The sequence below is a fragment of the Desemzia sp. FAM 23988 genome (assembly GCF_045528365.1).
Lineage (GTDB): Bacteria > Bacillota > Bacilli > Lactobacillales > Carnobacteriaceae > Desemzia.
Genome location: NZ_JBGQQS010000003.1, coordinates 49,299 through 68,854, shown reverse-complemented (window position 1 = coordinate 68,854; position 19,556 = coordinate 49,299). Strand labels below are relative to the sequence as shown.

Annotated in this window: 16 protein-coding genes and 1 pseudogene; 7 read left to right on the top strand and 10 right to left on the bottom strand. The window is 38.0% G+C overall.

Annotated elements, in window-relative coordinates; genetic code table 11:
- Positions 1–103: 103 nt before the first annotated feature.
- The 3 genes from ACEN4L_RS02880 to ACEN4L_RS02870 form a co-directional block, all read right to left on the bottom strand.
- Entirely contained in the window at positions 104–1,570 is a 1,467-nt protein-coding gene (locus ACEN4L_RS02880) for a nicotinate phosphoribosyltransferase (protein ID WP_407095847.1), read from the bottom strand.
- Positions 1,571–1,743: 173 nt separating this feature from the next.
- Positions 1,744–2,004 carry a DUF3006 domain-containing protein gene (locus ACEN4L_RS02875; RefSeq protein ID WP_407095846.1) on the bottom strand — a complete coding sequence of 87 codons (261 nt, stop codon included), beginning with the start codon at positions 2,002–2,004 and terminating at the stop codon, positions 1,744–1,746.
- Between the two features lie 2 nt (positions 2,005–2,006).
- On the bottom strand, positions 2,007–3,221 hold the full coding sequence (locus tag ACEN4L_RS02870) for an MBL fold metallo-hydrolase (protein ID WP_407095845.1): 1,215 nt from the start codon (positions 3,219–3,221) through the stop codon (positions 2,007–2,009).
- Positions 3,222–3,373: 152 nt separating this feature from the next.
- Here ACEN4L_RS02870 and ACEN4L_RS02865 point away from each other — a divergent pair, with 152 nt between their 5' ends.
- Positions 3,374–4,216 carry a class I SAM-dependent methyltransferase gene (locus ACEN4L_RS02865; RefSeq protein ID WP_407095939.1) on the top strand — a complete coding sequence of 281 codons (843 nt, stop codon included), beginning with the start codon at positions 3,374–3,376 and terminating at the stop codon, positions 4,214–4,216.
- A gap of 305 nt (positions 4,217–4,521) precedes the next feature.
- Here ACEN4L_RS02865 and ACEN4L_RS02860 read toward each other — a convergent pair whose 3' ends face one another.
- Together ACEN4L_RS02860 and ACEN4L_RS02855 are read right to left on the bottom strand one after the other, a co-directional pair.
- On the bottom strand, positions 4,522–5,262 hold the full coding sequence (locus ACEN4L_RS02860; protein ID WP_407095844.1) for an SDR family NAD(P)-dependent oxidoreductase: 741 nt from the start codon (positions 5,260–5,262) through the stop codon (positions 4,522–4,524).
- A gap of 681 nt (positions 5,263–5,943) precedes the next feature.
- A complete protein-coding gene (locus ACEN4L_RS02855) occupies positions 5,944–6,660 on the bottom strand; it encodes a pseudouridine synthase (protein ID WP_407095843.1) in 717 nt (238 codons plus the stop codon).
- Between the two features lie 395 nt (positions 6,661–7,055).
- On the opposite strand from ACEN4L_RS02855, the gene ACEN4L_RS02850 reads away from it, so the two are divergent.
- Both ACEN4L_RS02850 and ACEN4L_RS02845 read left to right on the top strand, forming a co-directional pair.
- Positions 7,056–8,438, top strand: a complete 1,383-nt coding sequence (locus tag ACEN4L_RS02850; protein WP_407095842.1) for an MATE family efflux transporter — start codon at positions 7,056–7,058, stop codon at positions 8,436–8,438.
- 318 nt (positions 8,439–8,756) lie between these two features.
- The gene (locus tag ACEN4L_RS02845; protein ID WP_407095841.1) at positions 8,757–10,133 is read left to right on the top strand and encodes a DUF1576 domain-containing protein; all 1,377 of its coding nucleotides are present in this window, start codon (positions 8,757–8,759) and stop codon (positions 10,131–10,133) included.
- A gap of 48 nt (positions 10,134–10,181) precedes the next feature.
- Here ACEN4L_RS02845 and ACEN4L_RS02840 read toward each other — a convergent pair whose 3' ends face one another.
- Positions 10,182–10,601, bottom strand: coding sequence for an Hsp20/alpha crystallin family protein (locus tag ACEN4L_RS02840; protein WP_407095840.1), 420 nt, complete (start codon positions 10,599–10,601; stop codon positions 10,182–10,184).
- Between the two features lie 189 nt (positions 10,602–10,790).
- Between ACEN4L_RS02840 and ACEN4L_RS02835 the strand changes: the two genes are divergently transcribed.
- The gene (locus ACEN4L_RS02835) at positions 10,791–11,294 is read left to right on the top strand and encodes a pyridoxamine 5'-phosphate oxidase family protein (RefSeq protein ID WP_407095839.1); all 504 of its coding nucleotides are present in this window, start codon (positions 10,791–10,793) and stop codon (positions 11,292–11,294) included.
- A 57-nt stretch (positions 11,295–11,351) separates the two neighbouring features.
- On the opposite strand, the gene ACEN4L_RS02830 is transcribed toward ACEN4L_RS02835, so the two are convergent.
- From ACEN4L_RS02830 to ACEN4L_RS02820, 3 genes and pseudogenes are all read right to left on the bottom strand, one after another.
- Positions 11,352–12,734 carry a glycoside hydrolase family 32 protein gene (locus tag ACEN4L_RS02830; RefSeq protein WP_407123578.1) on the bottom strand — a complete coding sequence of 461 codons (1,383 nt, stop codon included), beginning with the start codon at positions 12,732–12,734 and terminating at the stop codon, positions 11,352–11,354.
- Between the two features lie 36 nt (positions 12,735–12,770).
- Positions 12,771–14,153, bottom strand: a pseudogene (locus ACEN4L_RS02825) (sucrose-specific PTS transporter subunit IIBC); the annotation flags it as partial.
- Positions 14,154–14,243: 90 nt separating this feature from the next.
- The gene (locus tag ACEN4L_RS02820; protein WP_407095837.1) at positions 14,244–15,224 is read right to left on the bottom strand and encodes a LacI family DNA-binding transcriptional regulator; all 981 of its coding nucleotides are present in this window, start codon (positions 15,222–15,224) and stop codon (positions 14,244–14,246) included.
- 167 nt (positions 15,225–15,391) lie between these two features.
- Between ACEN4L_RS02820 and ACEN4L_RS02815 the strand changes: the two genes are divergently transcribed.
- The 3 genes from ACEN4L_RS02815 to ACEN4L_RS02805 all read left to right on the top strand — a co-directional run bounded on the left by ACEN4L_RS02815 (position 15,392) and on the right by ACEN4L_RS02805 (position 18,183).
- Positions 15,392–15,595 carry a YwbE family protein gene (locus tag ACEN4L_RS02815; protein WP_407095836.1) on the top strand — a complete coding sequence of 68 codons (204 nt, stop codon included), beginning with the start codon at positions 15,392–15,394 and terminating at the stop codon, positions 15,593–15,595.
- Between the two features lie 21 nt (positions 15,596–15,616).
- On the top strand, positions 15,617–16,267 hold the full coding sequence (msrA, locus tag ACEN4L_RS02810; protein WP_407095835.1) for a peptide-methionine (S)-S-oxide reductase MsrA: 651 nt from the start codon (positions 15,617–15,619) through the stop codon (positions 16,265–16,267).
- Positions 16,268–16,890: 623 nt separating this feature from the next.
- Positions 16,891–18,183 carry a hydroxymethylglutaryl-CoA reductase, degradative gene (locus tag ACEN4L_RS02805; RefSeq protein ID WP_407095834.1) on the top strand — a complete coding sequence of 431 codons (1,293 nt, stop codon included), beginning with the start codon at positions 16,891–16,893 and terminating at the stop codon, positions 18,181–18,183.
- A 112-nt stretch (positions 18,184–18,295) separates the two neighbouring features.
- On the opposite strand, the gene ACEN4L_RS02800 is transcribed toward ACEN4L_RS02805, so the two are convergent.
- Positions 18,296–19,468 (bottom strand): hydroxymethylglutaryl-CoA synthase, encoded by a 1,173-nt coding sequence (locus tag ACEN4L_RS02800; protein ID WP_407095833.1) that lies wholly within the window; start codon positions 19,466–19,468, stop codon positions 18,296–18,298.
- Positions 19,469–19,556: the final 88 nt, after the last annotated feature.

Sequence of the window (19,556 nt, the reverse complement as noted above, 5' to 3'; positions counted from 1 at the left end):
TTTCTCATCACAACTAATTTATTGAAGCTTTACAACTACTCGGCAAATAATATTTATTATAACCATTATAAATTACCACTGTTTCGCGAGAAGAAAGAAATAATCAGCTTTCCAGCTCTTTCATTCTCCGTCTCGTTTCTTTGATGATCGCTAATTTATTATCGTAAGCTTTTTGAGATAAATCAACGGGATAAGATTCAGGATTCAATATTCGTTTATACTCATCCCACAATGCCGTCAGACTTTCTTCTGCGTGCGATTTGATTTTATCCAATTTAGGTAACTCATACACCAATTCACCGTCCACAAAAATATCTTTCAACAATGGAACGGCAGTGAAATCTTTAACAGTTTTATTGATATACGTATGGATCGGATGGAACATGAACAGCTCCTTTTCCAGATCGGGGCGTTCTCCCCAAAGAGCTACATAGTCACCTTCAGATTTTCCTTTTTCATTACTGGTGATTCGCCACACTTGTTTTTTACCTGGAGTAGACATTTTAGCAGCATTGCTGGTTAATTTGATTGTATTTCTCATATTGCCGTTTTTATCTTCTATCGCCACTAATTTATAAACCGCTCCTAATGCAGGTTGATCAAACGCGGTAATTAAACGTGTTCCAACTCCCCATACATCGATTTTAGCACCTTGCATTTTTAAGTTTAAAATCGTTTTTGAATCTAAGTTATTTGAAGCATAGATTTTAGCATCAGGATATCCTGCTTCATCCAGTTGCGTCCGTACTTGCTTAGATATATAAGCCATATCTCCACTATCTAATCGAACACCTAAAAAATTGATATTATCTCCCATTTCATTCGCAACACGAATCGCGTTAGGCACACCAGTTTTTAATGTATCAAATGTATCTACTAAAAACACACAATCTCTATGTGTTTTGGCATATGCCATAAATGCTTCATATTCACTATCGTAAGCTTGCACCATCGCATGAGCGTGTGTTCCGCTGGCTGGAATACCAAATAATTTTGAAGCACGAACATTACTTGTAGCATCTGCTCCGCCAATAAAAGCTGCTCGTGTTCCCCAAATTGCTGCATCCATTTCTTGAGCTCTTCGAGTCCCGAATTCCAATAAGGGATCATCTTCAACTACGGTCTTCATTTCAGAGGCTTTTGTCGCAATCAAGGTTTGAAAATTGACTACATTCAAAATAGTTGTCTCCAATAATTGGCATTCAGCCAGAGGCCCTTCTATTTGCAAGATGGGTTCATTAGCAAAAACTAAGTCTCCTTCTATGACTGAACGAATCGTTCCAGTAAATTTAAAGTTTTTTAAATAGTCTAAAAATGCTTCTGGGTAATCTTGAGTCTCTCTTAAATAGTCGAGATCAGATGCTGTAAACGTTAAATTTTCTACATAGTTTACTACTCTTTCCAACCCCGCGAAAACGGTATAACCAATACCAAATGGATTTTCACGAAAATATACTTCAAATACAGCATTCTTATCTGCATCCCCTAACTCCCAATAGGATTTCATCATGTTAAGTTGATACATGTCTGTATGCAATGCCAAACTATCATCTGGATATATATTATTCACAATATTTGCCCCCAAAAATTACTTTTTCTTTGTTTTTAATGATACCACAAAAATAAAATTCAACCTATGTTTAATCACTAAGAATTGTAATGAAGAAATAGAATAAACAGGCTCCATACAAAATCGAATGGACTACCCGATCTTTTATGGAGCCTGTTGAATTCATCTCGTTTTTAGTTGCGTTTGAATTTGCTGTCTGTACTTTTGGAACGTATAGATTGCATCAAATCATTGATCTTCTGGCTCTTTTCTTCTGTAAGCTGTTGATCAACGGATATACTGCTTATCTCATCTCCACTGATGTCTAAGGTAAACCAAGTACCTTTTTTACTTCCCGCTGGCAAGCGATCCACCTCTACAATCCATTCTTTATTTAACTGCTCAACCAATAAGACAGCTTTATCTTCTTCAAATCGATCTAGTATACCTTTCACACTTATTCCCCTCCTACATAAACTTTGCCTTCAGTTAAAATATCGTCTAACCTGGCAGCTCCAATGCCATTTACTTCGCTCAGCTCTTCAACTCGCTCGAAAGGACGCAAGGCGATAATCTCTTCTGCCCGTTCTGGACCGATATGAACGATCTCAAGCAACTCTTCATAAGATGCTGTGTTGATGTTTATCATTTCTGAAGATGGGGCAAGTTTGCTTTCTTCAGCCGATTCCTCAGGGACTTCAGAAATTGTAGCACTATTTTTTGAAGAATCCTTCTTTTCTTTCTTGCCGGTCTTCACAACCCCTTTGCCAGTTGTTCGAATAGTGTACTCTGCACCATTGGTAGTGACAATGATGGTGCCATAGGCATCCGTTCCATAAAGCTCTATCCCTTTATCTTTAATCATAGACACTACTTCTTGATGAGGATGCCCGTATGAATTATCTACACCAGCACTGTAGACTGCGACTTCTGGACTAACTGCTTCAACGAAAGAAGGATCACTGGAAGTATCAGATCCGTGGTGCCCTAACGAAAGAATTTCCGCATCTACATTCATCCCAGAATTGACCATTTCGATTTCTTGCGCTTTTCCAGCATCCGCTGTAAACATGAAATCAATCTCTCCATATGAAACCATCATTGAAATAGAATCTGCGTTTGTATTGCCGGTCAATTCAGCAGGATAAAGAATCTCCATATCCAATGGACCAACATCAAATTGGTCTCCTGCTCGAGGTTCATAATACCCTACTTCATGTTCTTGAATTGCTTCGAGTGATCGTGCAAATACATCTGAAGTGGTAGTATTTCCAGACATCCAAATTTCTCCTACTTCAAATTGTTCAATCACTTTATCTAATTGACCAATATGATCTGCATCTGGATGACTGACGATGACTAAATCTAGTTCTTCTATCCCTTCATTAGACAAGTAATCGACCACATCTGTTCTGTTCCAATCACCTGTATCATAGAGAATCGTATATTCTTCACTCTCATCTGCAAATTCAAACAACGTTGCATCGGCTTGTCCAGCATTTATGTAATGAACTTTCAACTCTTCTAAGCCGCTTTTTTCAATCGTTTCTACATGAGAAGCAGTAGGATTAGAGGCTTCATTTGCTGAACTTTCTGTTCCACAGGCACTTAGCAGGCTCAAAGCAGCCACAAGTCCTAATTTTTTTCTTAATTTGATCAAACTTTTCTTCATCTTTCACATACCTTTCTTCTATTCTATAGAATACCATAAAATCAAGAAACTGCCTTTCATTTTGCTGCACTTTACGGATTAAAACTAAGGTATACTAAGTAAGTCAAACGGCATATCATTGAAAGAAATAGAAAGAGGGATAAGAATTGGGAATGAACAACTTAAAAGAAATGGCTAAAAGCATTTCACCAACAGGTACTTTATCTGAAATTCAAACTGTCCAAACGCAACATCGCATTCATTTAGCAGAGTATTGGGGAATTCATGCTGGAGAAAGTGTTTTAGAAATTGGTTGTGGTCAAGGGGATATGACTGCTGTACTAGCTTATTTTGCAGGAGATAAAGGAAAAGTTCACGCTATCGATATCGCTGGTCCTGATTATGGCGCTCCAGAAACGTTGGGTCAAGCGATGGCTAAACTGCAGCAATCTTCTGTGGGCAAGCAAATTACAGTTGATTTCAACACAGATATTTTATCTGCTGAAATAGATTTTCCAGAAAATACTTTTGATACCATAGTGTTTTCTCATTCAAGCTGGTACTTAACATCTCAAGAGATATTGCTAGAAATGTTTACCAAACTTCATAAATGGGGAAAACGATTAGTTTTTGCGGAATGGGATACTCATATCACTGACAACCATCAAATGCCACATTTTTTAGCTGCTCTGCTGCAAGCACAATACGAAAGTTTCCGTGAAACTACTGAAGCCAACATCCGTACATTAATTACCCTTGAAGACAGCAAAAATTTAGTTAAACAGGCTGGGTGGAATGTAGTAGACGAAACCGTTATTCCTTCGAAAGATTTGCAAGACGGTTCTTGGGAAGTAGATATGACCTTGTCCAATGCACCTGAAGCTATAGCTTCTATTTCAACTATGCCGGATAAATTTAAAATATTGTTGTCTTCGCAGCTTAATTCATTAACTAGTTATCATAATCAAAAAAACATCCAATCTATGGATACATTCTCGTTTATTGCCACAAAGTAAATCTAACTAAAATAACTAAAGGAGCCGGAATATTTTCCGGCTCCTTTAGGTTTGTGCTTTCTAGACGCGTTGCGCAAGGCAGCTCACACGCCTATAAGCTAATCACTAACTGTTAGGAAAAACCACCTAACTGTTAGTGATTAGCTTATATTCGGTGAGCTAAGCGCCTTACTCCACGCTCTATTTTAGACGCGTTGCGCAAAACAGACTTCCTGTAGTTTCATTTTCTCTTTTTGGTGGGAAAGATCGCCCAACTAAAAGAGAAAAGTGAACCTCACGGAAGTCTAAACGTTTTGCTCCATGCTCTATCTTCCTATTGTCCATCCTCCGTCTATTTTGATGGAGGTGCCTTGAATGTAATCTGACTCGTCAGAGGCTAGAAAGACTGCTAATGCAGCTACTTCTTCTGGCCTTCCTGCTCGTTGTGCTGGGATATCTTTTAAGCGATCGTCTTCAATGCCTTCTGTCATGGGCGTTTCAATAAATCCTGGAGCAATTAAATTCGCTTTAATGCCTTTTTTACCAAAATCATAGGCCAACTGTTTCGTAAAACCTTCGATAGCATGTTTAGACGTTACATAAGCTGAACCTCCTGGGCCGGCTACAAAAGTGGCTTGAGAACCAACATTGATAATTGTTCCTTTCCCTTTTTCCAACAAAATAGGCAAAATCTCTTTGGTCATCAAAAAAGGACCTTTTACGTTAATGTCCATCAATTTATCGTAACTTTCTTCATCTGTATCCAATACCGTATCATACGAATCATGAATTCCGGCGCTATTCACTAAAACATCAATCGTTCCAAATGCATCTAACGTCTTTTCAACACTTTGTTTGATGTCTTCTTTTTCAGTAATGTCTAATGTGACAAATAGACCTTGTCCGCCTTTTTCTTCCATTTCTTTTACAATACGCGTTCCATCTTCCTCATCTCTACCTGCTACAATTACTTTTGCACCCTGTTCCGCAAATGCTTTAGCTGTAAATTCCCCTATTCCAGATGTTCCGCCAGTAACAAAAGCTACTTTTCCTGTTAATTTTCCCATATCTTAAAACTCCCTTCCTATTGCTCTTCTACTTTTAAGAATAGTGAGAATCAACTTTCAAATCAAAGATAACGTTCTGTATTGTCTAATTTTAATAAAAGCACAGCCCTTTCTTAATGTCCAAAAAGAAACGATTTTTCTTCGAGTGAGATTTAATACACTATCCAATCAATGATCTGAATAATTCATAGTTTTATGAGTTGATACTCAAAACTCGTGTTTATTCATCCATTTGGTGCGTAGAGTACCTAGAAGTAAACCATAATGATGGAGAATAGTGTTTGAACATCAAGGAGAAAACTGCCTTGATGAAGAATGGTGTTGGAACATCAAAGGGAAAGTTACCTTGATGAAGAACGGTGTTGGAACATCAAGGAGAAAGTTACCTTGATGAAAAATGGTGTTGGAACATCAAGGAGAAAGTTACCTTGATGAAGAATGGTGTTGGAACATCAAAGGGAAAGTTACCTTGATGAAGAACGGTGTTGGAACATCAAGGAGAAAGTTACCTTGATGAAAAATGGTGTCGGAACATCAAAGAGAAAGTTGCCTTGATGAAAAATGGTGTCGGAACATCAAGGAGAAAGTTGCCTTGATGAAGAATGGTGTTGGAACATCAAGGAGAAAACTGCCTTGATGAGTAACGATTATTCCAGGTCGGTTCTTTTTAGAGATTAAAAGTTAAAAATAAGGGATTAATTGATTTAATTCTTCGATTGAAAGAGGGCGATAGGCTCCTGCCGGAAGTTTTTCATCGAGTTCAATTGGTCCCATTGACAACCGTTTTAAAGAAGTCACTTTTTTCCCGCAAGCTAGAAACATTTTCTTCACTTGATGAAACTTACCTTCGTTAATTTCTACAAGTACCTTGCTTTCTGTTTCACTCGCTTCTAAAATGGTCAGCTTCGCTGGTTCGCACTGGATTCCCCCATGAAATACGATTCCTTTGGCAAATGCTTCTTGATCTGCACTAGTCACTCGTTCGTTGACGATTACTTCATATTTTTTTGCAACATGTTTGTGAGGCAGTAACAATTGATAGCCTAAGTTTCCATTATTGGTGATCAACAATAAACCTTCTGTGTCTTTATCCAATCTTCCCACAGGATACAACCCCGGTAAGCGATCATATTCTTTGATTAAATCGATGACTGTTTTATTCTCTTCGTCTGCTACTGCACTAACTACTCCACCAGGCTTATTCATCATATAATAGGCATGCGGCTGATAGTCAACTTTTTTCCCTGATACGACTATTTTTTGGATTTGCGGATCAACATTGGTGTTGTCTTCCATCACAACTTCACCATTAACGACCACTTGTTTACTTTTAATTAAGCGTTTAACTGTTCTTCGCGAGCCAAATCCAACTTCACCCAATAACTTATCCAGTCTCATACTTCTCTTCCTTTGTTTTAAAATTTTGCTTATTCTATTGAAAAATAAATTCCTTTATTTGTTTATTTAACAGTACGGCATGTTGCGTGTATGTACAATTAAAAATAAAAAAAATCTGTACTCTTTATTTTTTCATTCTGATTTTATATTTTATGAAAATGAACACTTTGTGAAGTTGGAAAACTATATGTATCAACAGCTGATTGCCGTTAAACCAATGAAAACGAAATGGTTTTTCTGCCTTTTTTTTGTTGACAAAACTGTCACAATAAAAAATGAAAATAAGGGTTGTATTTTCTGAAAATGAATCTATACTTGCAAAAGTATTCAAAAAAACAAACGCACTTATTCATGACAGATTTGTCAGACAAAAAAATTCAGGAGGCATTTTTATAATGGGACAAAACATGACTAAAGGAAATCCAATCAAATTGATTATCCTATTCACTCTACCAATGTTATTAGGAAATATTTTCCAACAATTTTACAGCATGGCTGATACATTCATTATCAGCAGAACGATTGGTGTAAATGCATTTGCAGCCGTTGGTTCTACAGGAAGTATCAGCAATCTGATTATCGGGCTGGCAACGGGTTTAACTGTAGGTCTTTCAGTGATTACTGCTCAACGTTTTGGAAAAGAAGATATTAAAGGGATTCGTAAAAACTTAGCAGCCAGTGTGATCATCAGTGCTGTAACTGCTGTTGTTTTAACTATTTTAGCTACTTTATTTACTAGACAAATTTTAGATTTCATGAACACCCCGGCTGCTTTAATGGAAGACGCTTATACTTATCTAATCGTTATTTTTGCTGGAATTAGTGCTACTGTATTTTTTAATTTGTTATCAAATGTTTTACGCGCTATCGGAGACAGCCGTACACCTTTGTTATTTTTAGCTATCGCTTCTGTATTAAATATCGTGTTGGACTATGTCTTTATTTTAGGCTTTGGCACTGGCGTAGAAGGCGCTGGATATGCAACTGTCATTTCTCAAGTTGTTTCTAGTATTCTTTGTTTAGTTTATATTTGGAAAAGAGTTCCTGTCTTACGGATTCGTAAAACGGACTGGAAAGTAAGCAAAGAAGAAATCACAACTCACTTAAACATCGGCTTGCCTATGGGATTCCAAGCTTCTATTATTTCAATCGGGGCTATTGCCATTCAAATTACATTGAACAGTTTAGGCGCTACTGCTGTTGCAGCCACTACAGCAGCTGAAAAAATCAACGGTATCGCGACCATGCCGTTAGTATCTTTTGGAACAACAATGGCAACCTATACAGCTCAAAACTTCGGTGCCGGTAAACACGACCGTATTTGGGATGGCGTTCAGAAAATCACTCGTATCGTTGTTGTATACAGCTTTGTAGCTGCAACTTTACTGATTGTATTCGGCAGCCGTATGGCAAAAATGTACATTGGCGAAACAGATCCCGAAATTTTAGGAATGGTACAAACTTATTTCGTTACAAATTCGACTTTCTATTTTGTGTTAGCTTTATTATTTATCTATAGAAATACACTTCAAGGATTAGGTAAAAGTACTGCACCAACTGTAGCAGGCGTAATGGAATTACTTTCTCGTGTTATTGTAGCACTAGCTCTCGTAACACCACTAGGCTACCTTGGCGTAACTATTGCTAATCCTTTGGCTTGGATAGGTGCATTGATTCCACTAGTCATTTCTTACTACTCATTCAAACGCACTACGATTGCCGGAGAAAAGAAAGCACACACAACAAAACTGTTACAAAATGTAGAACAAGGCATTTAAAAGAAAATCGTTGTAGTCGTTTAGAATCAGACCACTTTTCCTTTTAATTGATAACTAACGGAGCAATCTAACCAAAGATTGCTCTTTTTTTATTTTGTTCAATTTTTTAAAAAGGAAAACGATTCCTTTTATTGTCTGTTTTCATTGATGTTTCAATAAAACCGGCACTTTTTCTCGGTATTTTTTTATTGCTGTTGAAAACGAATCATGTTATTATTTTAAAAAAGCAAGTGCCTACTTTACTAGACCACTTGGATGATAAACAAAGAAAAATTCCATTCTATCTAGAAAATCCTCTATGAAAGTGTGTTGAACTAGATGAAAAATATTCTTTATCCTAAACAAAATCAAGAACAGACTTTGGTAACTGAACGTCAAAAATATCTCTTTATCTTCATTTTTGCTGCTTCCTTATTTAGTTTTGCTTTTTTGTTAAACACACCAAGTGAAATTTGGAATGGCAGTATAAAAATTTTATTTTCTCCCGCTAACTTAATAACGGATTATTTTGCATTGGCTAATCCAGGAGCTGCGTTAGTGAATGCTTCACTAATGACTTTGAAAAGCCTGTTGATTATTCGAAAAAATAAAGTAACCCTCTCCGGTCCGTTACTTGCCGCTGTTTTTACAGTCGTAGGATTCTCCTTATTCGGAAAAAACTTGTATAATTCTATCCCCATCATTTTAGGCGTACTGCTTTATGCAAAAGCTACTCGTACTCCATTTAAAAATTATTTATTATCTGCTTTATTCGGGACAGCACTGGCCCCTTTAGTAAGTGAGGTTTCTTTTAATGTTGGCTTGCCTCTTCCATTAGGTATCTTATTAGGGTCTCTCTCAGGGATAATTGTCGGCTTCGTGCTTCCTCCGTTGTCTCGTCATTTTGCCAGCTTCCATAAAGGGTTCAGCCTATACAACATCGGATTTACCGCCGGAATTATTGGTATGGCCTTTATCGCTATGTTGAGAGCTTATGGTTTTGAAGTCGATGTAGTGAATCTGCTTTCCAGCGGAAATAATGTAGCTTTTTCTATTTTTATGTACACTCTATTTTCCTTTATGTTTGCTGTCGGACTGTATTTTAACGGTGGGAATTTTCATGGATACAATGACTTCTTAGATGAGGATGGCATTGGTGGGGGAGATTTTTTAGAAAAGCATGGTTTTGGATTGACTCTTATCAATATGTCTTTACTAGGGCTGATTACTACTACTCTTTCTCTTCTGGTTGGAGGAGAATTGAATGGACCTGTACTTGGTGGTATTTTTACCGTTGTCGGATTTGGAGCTTTTGGAAAACACATCAAAAATGTCTTGCCTATTTTAGTTGGGATTGTTGTGATCAGTTTATTTACTTCTGTTGAACTATCTTCTACTACTTTTCTATTGACCGCTCTTTTTGGAACTACATTGGCTCCTATAAGTGGGCACTATGGGGCTGTTGCAGGTTTTATAGCAGGTGGTCTGCACATGGCCATGGCTGCAAACATCACTTATTTGCATGCTGGTATGAACTTGTACAACAATGGTTTCTCTGGTGGATTTATCGCAGCCATTTTAGTTCCCTTATTGGAAGTTTTACACTTCCACAAAAAGGAACGCAAAAACAAAGAAATCGTCAAACCACTTGTGGATACAGAAGTCGTCGAAGATTTGGATGAAGCTGAAGAACCTTCTGTTTACCAAGATAAATAAAAACAGCAGAAAGGACTGCCAATTAATGACAGTCCTTTTCTTCTGTTTTTATTGTATTTCAATTCTATTTTTGGGTGAGTCCATAACTTCTTTTTTAGGCAAATGAACAGTCAGTACGCCGTTATCAAATTTAGCCGTAATTGCATTTTCTTCAACGTCTTTTAAAATAAACTGACGACTGTAAGAACGAACCGAACGTTCTCTATGAATGTAGTTCCCTTTCTCATCCGTCTCGTCTTTGCCTTCTTCTTGGTGAGCATTAATGGACAATACATTATTGTGGTAATCTAATTGGATGTCTTCTTTTGCCAATCCTGGCATATCCGCTTCTAAGATATATCCTGTATCAGATTCTTTAATATCTACATCAAAGTTGGCTGTATTAGAAAACAGGTGATCAAAAGAATCTCCGAAAAAGTTTCTGTCTACATTCATGAAATCACGTCTAAATGGAAATAAACTATTCATAAAGCATCCTTCTTTCTTTTATTGTACTGATTCTTGCAGCAAGTCTCTTTCTTGCTACAACAATATTATAACCTTTTTTAGCACTTCGGTCAACAGAGTGCTATTTTTTTTATAAGCAGCAAACGTATTATTTTAAGATCGATAATCCCTCTGTTATACTAACTGTATTAAACTAGTGAGGTGAAATAGATGTCGGAAAACAATTCTTTACAAAACGAAAAAGCTTTATCCGTATTAAGAGGTATTTTAAAAGATACGGAGATAGTCATGCTTACAACTGTTTCTGCAGAAGGAAATATCGTCTCTCGCCCGATGCAAACTCAAGAACTAGAATTTGACGGTGACTTGTGGTTCATCACGCGCAGAGATACTACAAAATACCAAGAAATTTCTGCAAATCCAAATGTAAACGTTACCGTTGTTGGCGATTCTTATGCTTCTATCAGCGGAACGGCTTCCTTTGTAGAAGATATCGAGCGCAAAAAAGAATTTTGGAATAAAGTCTATGAGAAAATGTTCGATGTCAGTTACGATGATCCTATTTTGGTTTTGATCAAAGTGGAAGCTAATCATGCAGAGTATTGGGATACAGGCGATACTACCAAATCTGTTGCCAACTTCTTTAAAAAAGTTGTTGGAAATAAAGACTCGGTGAAACCGGGAGAAAATGCCAACGAAACCTTAGATCTATAAGAGAAATGTAGAAAACAGACTGAGATAAGCAAATTGTGCTTATCTCAGTCTATTTTGCTAAACGCTTAATTCATACAATGAAATAGTCCTATTTTCTATCTCATCACCTGTTGATATCACTAATTGACGGCTTTCTTCTTCTATGAAATAACGTAAGGTAAATACTTCTTCCCCGTCATTAATAAACAACTCTATTAAAGAACTTTCTAACAACAAACGGATATTTTTTAATCCTTTTTCTATTTTTACTTCTCGCTCTTCTCGTTCTTTCGTGAGCCAATTAGTGCGACTGACTACAAATCGGTTATTCCCATGATGGTACTGCATCGTTACACCCTTACGAATGTGAAGGCAGAAGTCTTTAGGGGTATTTTCCCAATCGATCAGCAACTCGTTTTGTAATGAAGGCAATTCAATCGTTTGCTGTGCAGCATCATTTATCACTGTTGGGTTTGGCTGTCTCAATTGTTCCAACTCTATTACAGGTTGTTGTTTAAGCGCACCATCCACATAAGTGACTTCCCTTGGGACAGATAACGCGTGCAGCCAGCCATCTTTTCGTGTTGGGACCGCTGCTTCGACTTCCGGGTACATCACTCCGGCCCAACCAAATGAGATTACCCTGCCTGAAACATCCGTAAAACTTTGAGGAGCGTAAAATTCAAAGCCTCTATCCAATTCTTTAAACGCCTTCTTATCTGGCGCAAAAGTTCCATTGGAAGTCAGCTTTCCGGTTAAATAACCCGTTTGATAAATATTTTGGAACTCTTTTCCTTTCGTTTCCAAGCCTTGTGGAGAGAAAATAAAGACATCCTTTTCTGTGAAACGCAATACATCTGGACATTCCCACATGTATCCCAGAGAAAGTTTTTCTTCCACAAATGATCCCTTGAATTCCCAATCCAGCAAATTAGTGGATTGATAAAGAATAGTGTCTCCTGATAGATCCTCTTTTTGTGCTCCTAACACCATCCACCACGTCCCAACGCCGTCTTGCCATACTTTCGGATCTCTTACATGACCTGTGTAACCTCTTGGATGATTGAACAATGGCCTTTTTTTCTCAAATGTGAACCCGTCTTCCGACACAGCTAAACACTGGTAGCTTTCTCGCTTCCCTTCAGCTCCTCTTACATTTCCAGTATAAAACAGATACAATTTGTCATCAAAGGAGACTGCACTGCCAGAATATACGCCGTCTTTGTCATACCACTCATCCGGCACCAAAGCAGCCTCATGGTAATCCCAATGAATCAAATCTTTTGAAGTGACATGTCCCCAGCTTTTGTTTTTGTGAACGGTATCGTGTTGATTCCACTGGAAAAACACATGGTAAATTCCCTTGTATTGAATCAGTCCATTCGGATCATTCAATAACCCTTTTGGTGGAACAATATGGTACTTCAATGAATATTTTTCTGTTTCTGACTTACTCGACAAATCATTTCTTCCTTTCATTGCTTAGTCCTTTGCAACTTCTTTATCTGAAAATCCGAACAGATACGTTAAAGCGAAAGCTACAGCAATTGCAACTGCGTTAACTATAAGGTACCAGATAAATTGTTCGTTTAAATACAACAATGCTCCAGGAATAACCGTAACCGACATCCCTGTTCCTTCTAAATTCAATAAGTCAGCTAACATCCCGCCAACTCCACCACCGACTAAACCAAACAAGAAAGGTTTCACATAGCGCAAATTCACCCCGAAAATAGCGGGCTCAGTAATTCCTAAGAACGCTGATAAAGTAGAAGGGAAAGCTAAAGCTTTTAATTTTTTGGATTTTGTTTTCATTCCTACCGCTAATGTTGCTCCACCTTGAGCTGCTACACTACATGTGATAATCGCATTATATGAATTCACTCCTGTATTTGCTAAGAGCTGTACTTCCAAGAAATTAAAGATATGGTGTACTCCAGTGACTACAATCAATTGGTTGAGTCCACCAATGACCAATCCAGCAATACCGAATGGCAATTGCAACAACCAAATCGTTGCATCCAATACAACCGTTTCTAATGAGTGGAATACAGGTCCAATAACGAATAATGACAAAATACTCATTACAAGCAACGTTGCAAATGGTGTAATCAATAAATCAAGATATTCCGGTACTCTTTTGCGTACAATACGTTCAAATTTAGCACCCATAAATCCAGCAATAAAGGCTGGCAATACAGTTCCTTGGTACCCAACAACGGGGATGAAGCCAAACATGGTGATTGGATCTGCTGTTCCAGCAGCAACTTCATAAGCATTTGGAAGAGCTGGATTAACCAACATTAAGCCTAATACAATACCAATAACTGGCGATCCGCCAAAAACTTTAAAGGAAGACCACGCTACTAAAGCCGGTAAAAAAGCAAAAGCCGTATCGGTTAAAACTTGAGTATACAATAAAAAGTTCGCACTAATGTCTTCAGGAACTAAACCAAATACAGCTAAAACCTGTTCTTGTGTCAGTAATCCACGCAATCCCATGAACAACCCGGTGGCCACCAATACTGGAATAATCGGCACAAACACATCTCCAAATGTCCGAATAGCTCGTTGGAAACCATTTTTGCCTTCGTTTTTTTGAGCTTTGGTTTCTCCGGAAGTTTGCTCCGAAACACCTAATCCGGTTACTTCTTCGTAAATTTTATTGACTGTCCCAGTACCGAAGATAATCTGGTATTGTCCTGAATTGAAGAAGGCTCCTTTTACTTTCTCGATATCGTCTACTTTATCTTCTTGTATTTTTTCTTTGTCGTTGACGATAACTCTCAATCTCGTTGCACAATGGGTAACAGATTGAATATTTTCTTTTCCACCTAGCGCTTCCACCACATCTTCAGCAATTTCTTTATTCGTTGCCATTTTTATTCCCTCCTATTTTTTGGAACCGGTTCTATTTACGTTCATGATACCGGTTCCAAAAAGAGTTGTCAAGAGATTTCTCTTGATTATTTATTTTGGAACTGTGGATTCCCTTTTGATCAATGTATTCGGAATCAGTACATTCTTTTCTGCTTTTTCTCCATTTATTAAGTGGCAGAGTTGATTTACCGCAGTTTCACCAAGTTCTTTGTACCCGTATTTTACTGTGGTAATAGAAGGCGAAACAATAGATGTCACTTCATATCCTCCAAACCCTGAAAGCGAAAAATCTTTCGGGATCGCTAAATTTAAAGTATGTGCTGCTTTTAACACAGCCATCGCAATATTGTCTGTGGCACATAATACATAAGTAGCTTTGGTTTTTGGCAAGATATCCAAGGCTAATTCATAAGCTTGTTGGAAAGAAAAACTGGTTTCTATTACCTCTGTTTGACTATCCGGCCATTCTCTCAAAGCTTCCAGCACTCCATTTGCTCTTAGTTGGCCCACTGCGATATCTTCTTTGAAGACAGAAAAATACAAAAAATCCTTATGTCCTAAGCTGCCTGCAAGTTTTCCCATTGCATATCCAGCTTTATATTCTTCATGCCCTATTGAATGCAATCCTTCCGCTTGCTGCCCTAGCAGCAACACAGGCACGTCTACCTCTTTGATAGCTTTACGGTGTTCTTCTGTCACTACCGTAGCCATTAGTATAATTCCAGCGACTTTTTGTTTCGCCAATGTATAAATATTTTCAATTTCTCTTTCAACACTTTGATCCGTGTTAGTAATCAGTAATTGATATCCTGTTGCTGTTAATTTTCTATCAATACTGGTGATGACTTCATTTGCAGAATAAGAATCCAATCTGGGGACAATGACTCCAACCATTTTAGTGTGTTTAGCTTTTAAACTTTGAGCAAATGTATTGGGTGAATACCCTGTTTCGTTGACTATTTTTTCTATTTTATCCTTTGTTTTTTGACTCACCGAACCGCCATTCAAATAGCGAGATACTGTACTTTTAGCTACCCCCGCTTTTTTGGCAATATCATTGATGGTTACCATTTCACATCACCTGTTCCTCATTCTGCTGATTGCATACAGCTACTTCATCGCAATGTTACCATAATTTTTAACGAATAGGTATTTTGAATTCAGCAAAAAAGAAGAACCCGCAGCTTCTTTTCTGTATAATAGGAACTACAAACTAGTTATAAGGGAGCAATTTGAATATGGATGGAAAAAAACGCAGTACTATTAAAATAGGGGCACTGGTCGATATCGTTCTTAAAAAAGATCAACGTACCGGAAAATTGACTCGTGGACATGTCAAACGTCTCTTGACCAACAGTCAAAGTCATCCGCACGGCATCAAAGTCATGCTTCAAGAAGGCGATCAAGTAGGACGTGTACAGCATATTGTGGAAGAGGAATAAAGAAATAGCGAGGTGAGCAAAATGATAGACTTGAATGAGCACGCTTCAGTTCTAGAACAAGCTACTTTTAGTATGGGCTGCTTCTGGGGCCCGGATAGTTTTTTTGGAAGTTTACCTGGAGTGATTCAAACCGAAGTCGGTTACGCTGGCGGAACTAGTAAGGATCCTACTTATCGAAAAATAGGCAATCATTCTGAAACAATACACCTCACTTTTGACCCTGAAATCATTTCTTATGATCAATTAGTCCATTTGTTTTGGGAAAACCACGACGCTGCTAAAGATCGCTTTTATAAAGAGCGCCAGTATATCTCTATTTTGTTTTATCAAAATGAAACACAGTATAAGACGGCTAAAGAGATTCGTTCCGAATACGAGCAAGCCCAAGGAAAAGAAATCCAAACTGAATTCCAAACTTTCAACCACTTTTATACAGCTGAAAATCACCATCAAAAATACTTTTTAAGGCGCTTTAAAGGAGCCACTGAGGTGATCAAAAATCTTTTCCCAGATGAATCCTCATTTATCCAATCTACTATTGCTGCTCGATTGAACGGATTCGTCCGCGAGCGCGGCAAGTTGCCGGATATTAAAGAGGAAATCACTCACTGGGGTCTTAGTGAAGCTAATACAAAATTGTTATTGGAGACGATCGATAAGATTCGTTGGTAATGTTTTTAATGTGCATTTTAGGTAGCTAAGGATTTTGAAGAGTTATTGTGCTTAAGCAGGTAAAGTAATCTCTCAAAGTGCTTGGCTTTTTTTCGCATCGTTGCACTAGTTAGCAGGGAGAGGTTAATTCATCATTCTAGAAGGATTCCTGCTTTTTTTGTTAGCTAGGCTTTTGCTATCTAACAATTGCTGCTGATTTCTAGTTCTTTTGTAAATTAACCCCGCTCTATTTAATGATAGAATACTGATTCCCAGTTCATTTGTGAGCTAACGCCTCTCTATCTAATAATTGAATCCTATTTCCCAGTTCTATTGTGAACTAACCCCGTTCTATCTAATAATTGAACCCCTATTTCCCGGTCCTTTTATGAGTTAACTCCTCTCTATCTCATAAAAGAAACCTGATTACCGATTATTCTATGAGCTAATCCCCATCTATCTAATAATCCCATCTAATTTATCTGCTCTTTTATTAACTACACCAACACTATCATTTAAACCTATAGCTTTGTCATAACTACCTCATCAATTGACTTGTTTTTTAAACTAATTTTCTTTACTGGTGCTTAGTTTTTTTGAATGTGCTACTATAAATCTATACACATCACTGTTCAAAGGAGATTATGATGGACTACTCGTATTTAAATAAGTTTTATGCTAAAACTAAATCTAGCCGTATCTCTGCTTTAAGACAAGCTGGAGTTTTATCTGCCGAAGAAAAAAGTCAGTTGGAATCAGGGTTGCATTTGTCCAATGACGTAGCGGACAATATGATTGAAAACCAGCTGGCCACTTATGAATTGCCTTACGGAGTTGCTTTAAACTTTTTGATTGATGGCAAAGAATATGTGGTTCCGATGGCAATCGAAGAACCTTCTGTGATTGCCGCTGCCAGTTCAGCTGCGAAAATCGTCAAGCACACTGGTGGTTTTACAACGACTACGACTGATCGGACAATGATCGGTCAGGTGGCTTTGAAGAATCCCCCACACATAATGGAAACTCTTCAATTGCTTGCTGAAAAAGAAGCTGAGATCTTACAGATAGCTAATGAAGCTCACCCTTCTATTGTGAAACGCGGGGGCGGAGCCGTAAAACTAGACATTCGCCATATTAAAGCTGACGAACTAGAATATGCGCCTGAATTTATTGTGCTTCATTTGCATGTTAAAACCTTAGAAGCCATGGGAGCCAATATTATCAATACGATGATGGAAGGCATTATTCCTTACGTAGAGGATTTGGCGCAGAGCCGGGCACTGATGGGGATTCTTTCCAATTATGCGACAGAATGTCTGGCAACTGCTACTTGCCGCATTCCAGTTGAGCAGTTGCAAAAAGGAAAGTTTAGCGGCGAAGAAGTGCGTGACCGCATCATTGACGCTTACCAATTTGCTTATGCGGATCCTTATCGTGCTGTGACGCACAACAAAGGCATTATGAATGGAATTGATGGCGTTATTATTGCTTCCGGGAATGACTGGCGCGCTATTTCTGCTGGTATCCATGCATATGCCTCCAGAAGTGGTCAGTATCGTTCATTGACCAAATGGGAGAAAGCGAAAAATGGCGACTTGTTAGGGAATTTGACGCTTCCTTTACCCATCGGAACAGTTGGTGGTTCAATCTCATTCCATCCAGCCGCTAAAATGACCAAAACTATTTTGCACTATGAAAATGCAGCTGAATTGGAATCAATCATCGTGTCTGTTGGCTTGGCTCAAAATCTAGCGGCTGTCAAAGCACTCGTCACAGACGGCATTCAAAAAGGACATATGGGATTGCAGTCTCGCTCTTTGGCTATCAGTGCAGGCGCTAAAGGCGAAGAAATCAACTGGTTGTCGCGTAAATTAAAACAAGCTGAAAACATGAATTTAGCCACTGCTGAGAAATTGTTAAAAGAATACCGTCAATAAAAAGAGGAGCAGTCTCAAAATTCAAGTAGGATTAGATGATTTAGGGTCTGCTTCATAAACTGAATCTCAAAAAAGGCAGCCCCTGTTTATTTTGGGATTGCCTTTTTTGAGATTATCTGCTTTTATTGACATACACTCTCTTATGCTCTTTGATTCCCGCAACACAAATCATTGCTGGGTCTTTTTCGATATCCAGTTGTAGATTTGATCCATCTACTGGCAATGTTTCACTAAAAATCGCTTCATACTTTTCAATCGAAACTTCTTCTCGTTCCGCAAATAAATTCTTATGATCCGCTTCTGCTAAAGCATTTCTGAATTCCGATTGAAGTATTCCAGTAAAGAATTCACCAACTGCTCCAGAACCATAACTAAACAATCCAATTCGATCTCCAGCTTTTAAGCTGACGTCCTGTTCCAGTAACGAAATCAAACTCAAATACAATGAACCTGTATAGATATTTCCAACACTTTTGTTGTACACCGTACTCTTTTGGTAATGGTCCGTTAACCGTTTTTGATCTTCTTCAGTACCTTCATCAAATATTTCCCGCATCGCTTTCATACCCATTTTTGTATAAGGCAAATGGAAACACAGGGCTTCAAAATCCGCTATCGTCATATCTAATTGTGATTTGAATTGTTCCCAGGTGTTTAAAAAGAAAGCAATGTACTGTTCGTTTGAAAATTTGCCGTCTACATAAGCGGTATCCGAATAAGTTGGTCTCCAAAAATCCATGATATCATTTGTCAGATAAGCACTTTGGTCGCCTAAACTTAAAATACGAGGGTCAGCACTAATGACCATTGCTACAGCTCCGGCTCCTTGAGTTACTTCTCCTGAAGTTCTCAAGCCGTATCTAGAAATATCTGAACCTAATACCAATACCTGACTCTCTGGATTCAAAGCAATATGCCCTTTAGCTAACTGGATTCCTGCTGTAGCTCCATAACAGGCTTGTTTGATTTCAATCGAACGAGCGCTGGATTGAATGCCCAGCAAATCATGCACATAAACAGCTCCTGATTTAGAGCTATCGACTCCTGATTCTGTACCAAAAATAACCAAATCGATTTTTTCCAAATTTTCTTTATCTAATATTCTTAAGGCTGCATTTGCAGCTAATGTTACTGAATCTTGAGTAACCGGTGAAACGGCCATTTGTTCCTGTCCGATACCAATCGTGTATTTTGCTGGATCCACTCCTCGAGCTTCTGCCAACTTCTCCATATCAATAAATGTATGAGGTGTATAAAAACCAATTTTATCTATCCCTATATTCAAGTTGATCTCCCCTTTTATTCGTAATCAATTGCTCTCCGAATCTTCTCCATCTTTAACGATAAAACAACTTTCTTGAGAACACAACTGA

Bases quoted from the DNA above. Each gene is read 5' to 3' on its own strand.
- msrA (WP_407095835.1), top strand. From the start codon at position 15,617: ATGATAGACTTGAATGAGCACGCTTCAGTTCTAGAACAAGCTACTTTT.
- ACEN4L_RS02870 (WP_407095845.1), bottom strand. From the start codon at position 3,221: ATGAAGAAAAGTTTGATCAAATTAAGAAAAAAATTAGGACTTGTGGCT.
- ACEN4L_RS02845 (WP_407095841.1), top strand. From the start codon at position 8,757: ATGAAAAATATTCTTTATCCTAAACAAAATCAAGAACAGACTTTGGTA.
- ACEN4L_RS02840 (WP_407095840.1), bottom strand. From the start codon at position 10,601: ATGAATAGTTTATTTCCATTTAGACGTGATTTCATGAATGTAGACAGA.
- ACEN4L_RS02835 (WP_407095839.1), top strand. From the start codon at position 10,791: ATGTCGGAAAACAATTCTTTACAAAACGAAAAAGCTTTATCCGTATTA.
- ACEN4L_RS02820 (WP_407095837.1), bottom strand. From the start codon at position 15,224: ATGGTAACCATCAATGATATTGCCAAAAAAGCGGGGGTAGCTAAAAGT.
- ACEN4L_RS02805 (WP_407095834.1), top strand. From the start codon at position 16,891: ATGATGGACTACTCGTATTTAAATAAGTTTTATGCTAAAACTAAATCT.
- ACEN4L_RS02815 (WP_407095836.1), top strand. From the start codon at position 15,392: ATGGATGGAAAAAAACGCAGTACTATTAAAATAGGGGCACTGGTCGAT.
- ACEN4L_RS02860 (WP_407095844.1), bottom strand. From the start codon at position 5,262: ATGGGAAAATTAACAGGAAAAGTAGCTTTTGTTACTGGCGGAACATCT.
- ACEN4L_RS02855 (WP_407095843.1), bottom strand. From the start codon at position 6,660: ATGAGACTGGATAAGTTATTGGGTGAAGTTGGATTTGGCTCGCGAAGA.
- ACEN4L_RS02850 (WP_407095842.1), top strand. From the start codon at position 7,056: ATGGGACAAAACATGACTAAAGGAAATCCAATCAAATTGATTATCCTA.
- ACEN4L_RS02865 (WP_407095939.1), top strand. From the start codon at position 3,374: ATGAACAACTTAAAAGAAATGGCTAAAAGCATTTCACCAACAGGTACT.